We start from the raw sequence: 306 nt of genomic DNA, 5'->3' as shown, positions 1-306 counted from the left end.
CGCCTTCTCGCCGTGGCTCTACAAACAGCGAAACCTCGTCGAACGATTCTTCAACCGCATCAAGCAGTTCCGTGGCATCGCCACCCGCTATGACAAAGACCCTGCCAACTTCCTCGCAGCCATCAAGCTCATCTGCGTGCGCATCTGGTGCAGTGCGTAATGAGTCTACGCGCTAAAAAAAGCCACCGCGTATTTCGCCAGGGATGCAAAGTGAGATACGCGTTTGTTGCCGAGCATCGTGACCAGTTCAGGGTTCGGTCGATGTGTCGGTGCCTGCGCATCCAGCCAAGCGGCTTCTATGCTTGG

Annotated in this window: 1 protein-coding gene and 1 pseudogene; both read left to right on the top strand. The window is 56.2% G+C overall.

Translation table 11 applies throughout. The features are described 5' to 3' along the window. Positions 1–160 (top strand): transposase (locus CG471_RS29945; protein ID WP_143560160.1); only part of this gene is annotated, 160 nt, incomplete at its 5' end. Positions 161–174: 14 nt separating this feature from the next. Beyond that, a pseudogene (locus CG471_RS29940) lies at positions 175–306 on the top strand (IS3 family transposase); the annotation flags it as partial.

It is taken from the genome of Sphingobium sp. IP1 (assembly GCF_002708645.1).
Taxonomy (GTDB): Bacteria; Pseudomonadota; Alphaproteobacteria; order Sphingomonadales; family Sphingomonadaceae; genus Sphingobium; species Sphingobium yanoikuyae.
The sequence above is the reverse complement of the archived record's forward strand: the minus strand, read 5'-3'. Positions and strand labels throughout refer to the sequence as shown.